The sequence below is a fragment of the Sinomonas humi genome, from assembly GCF_000802235.1.
Taxonomy (GTDB): domain Bacteria; phylum Actinomycetota; class Actinomycetes; order Actinomycetales; family Micrococcaceae; genus Sinomonas; species Sinomonas humi.
In genome coordinates this window covers 1-1,831 of the sequence record NZ_JTDL01000128.1, presented here as the reverse complement: position 1 = coordinate 1,831, position 1,831 = coordinate 1, and the positions used below count along the sequence as shown (strand labels likewise).

The 1,831-nt window shown below is 66.9% G+C and carries 3 protein-coding genes; 2 read left to right on the top strand and 1 reads right to left on the bottom strand.

All coding sequences use genetic code 11. From position 1 onward, the window contains the following. Positions 1-599, top strand: a 599-nt coding sequence (locus LK10_RS12930; protein WP_043124365.1) for an NADPH-dependent FMN reductase, incomplete at its 5' end; no start/stop codon positions are given. A gap of 123 nt (positions 600-722) precedes the next feature. Next, positions 723-1,520 carry an SDR family oxidoreductase gene (locus tag LK10_RS12925; RefSeq protein WP_052207310.1) on the top strand — a complete coding sequence of 266 codons (798 nt, stop codon included), beginning with the start codon at positions 723-725 and terminating at the stop codon, positions 1,518-1,520. A 63-nt stretch (positions 1,521-1,583) separates the two neighbouring features. On the opposite strand, the gene LK10_RS22315 is transcribed toward LK10_RS12925, so the two are convergent. Further along, positions 1,584-1,831 (bottom strand): hypothetical protein (locus LK10_RS22315; protein WP_043124364.1); only part of this gene is annotated, 248 nt, incomplete at its 5' end.

Sequence of the window (1,831 nt, the reverse complement as noted above, 5' to 3'; positions counted from 1 at the left end):
CCACGTACAAGATCGGCTACCTCATAGGGAGCCTCGCCTCCGGGTCCATCAACCGCACCCTTTCGAAAGCACTCATCCGTCTTGCCCCGGATGGGCTCGAATTCACGGAGATCCCTATCGGCAACCTGCCGCTCTACAGTTCCGACTACGACGCCGACTACCCGCCTGAAGGACGCTCCTTCAAGGAGGCGATCGAGAACTCGGACGGGATCCTAATCATCTCCCCCGAATACAACCGCTCGATCCCCGGAGTGCTCAAGAACGCGATCGACTGGGGTTCGCGGCCCTGGGGCACCAATTCCTTTGCCCGCAAGCCCACCGGAATCATCGGCGCCTCACCGGGCAACATCGGCACGGCCGTCATGCAGTCCTCGATGCGCGCCGTGCTGAGCTTCCTCGACGCTCCCCAGCTCAACTCCCCCGAGGCCTACGTCAAGTTCGACCGATCGGTCTTCGGCGATGACGGTTCGGTCTCCGACGAGCAGACGGAGAGCTTCCTGCGGCACTACATGGAGGAGTATGGGGCGTTCGTCGCGCGTGTCCTCGCCGCGGACGCGCCCGGGCACATCGGCGATCGCGAACCCTACGCGCACGCGTAACTGCCACGCCCCGGACGGCCGCTTCAGATGTGGCGCCTCGCAGCGCCCTGCGTCAAGGCGGCCGTCCGGGGTACCCCTTCGGTGTCCCTTTGCAACCCAGGCGGACCCACCGAAGGAGAACCCATGACTTTCGAACCTCGCACCGCCATCGTCACCGGCTCCGACTCCGGCATCGGCCAAGCGACGGCCATCGCCCTTGCAGCAGCGGGAATGGACGTGGGCATCACGTGGCACTCGGATGAGAAAGGCGCTCAAGAAACCGCGGACGAGGTCCGCAAGCTGGGGCGGAAGGCATACGTCGCCGAGCTGGACGTCGCTGATGCACCCGCCTGCGGTGCGGTCGTCGACGATCTCGTGTCACAGCTGGGCGGCCTCTCCGTCTTCGTCAACAACGCCGGAACGGGTGCCAACGAACCGTTCCTCGACATGGAGTACGACCGCTGGCGCCAGATCGTGGCAACCGATCTCGATGGAGCGTTCGTGTGCCTCCAGAGGGCCGCGCGGCACATGGTGCGGGCCGGCAACGGCGGCCGTCTCATCGCGGTGACGAGCGTGCACGAGCACCAGCCGCGCGTCGGTTCGTCTGCATACGACGCGGCAAAACACGGCCTTGGCGGCCTCATGAAGACGATCGCCCTCGAGCTCGGCGAGCATGGGATCACAGCGAACGCCGTCGCCCCCGGCGAAATCGCGACGCCGATGACGGGCCAAGAGGACAAGGACCCTCACGGCGTCGCCCGCCCCGGTGTGCCGCTCGGAAGGCCGGGGGACGCCCGCGAGGTGGCCGCGGTCATCGCCTTCCTTGCCTCGCCGGCGGCGAGCTACGTGACCGGCGCGTCCTGGGCTGTCGACGGCGGGATGCTGCAGATGGGGCCTCAGGGCGGCTCCCACATCACGAGCGACGAGTGGCGGAAGGGCTGAGCGGAGAAGTGCTGAGCGAGAAGTGCTGAGCGGAGAGGTGCTGAGCGAGAAGTCCAGGCTGGCCTAGGCCGCAACCGTAAGGAGGCGAGCGCTTCCGTCCGCCTCGCCCACGAGTCGGATTCGCTGGCTTCCGAAGGCGACCTCGCCACTCACGAGCAGAGCGAAGTAGCGCCCCAGCTGCTCCTCACGGGAGAGCGCCTGCAGATGTGCCCCGGCGTGCTCGAAGAAGGCCTCGGCCATGACGAGACCCGCAGCAGTGCGGTTGCGCAGCGCCGTCAGGAACACGTCGACGCGGCGGAACAGATCGGGCA

Bases quoted from the DNA above. Each gene is read 5' to 3' on its own strand.
- LK10_RS12925 (WP_052207310.1), top strand. From the start codon at position 723: ATGACTTTCGAACCTCGCACCGCCATCGTCACCGGCTCCGACTCCGGC.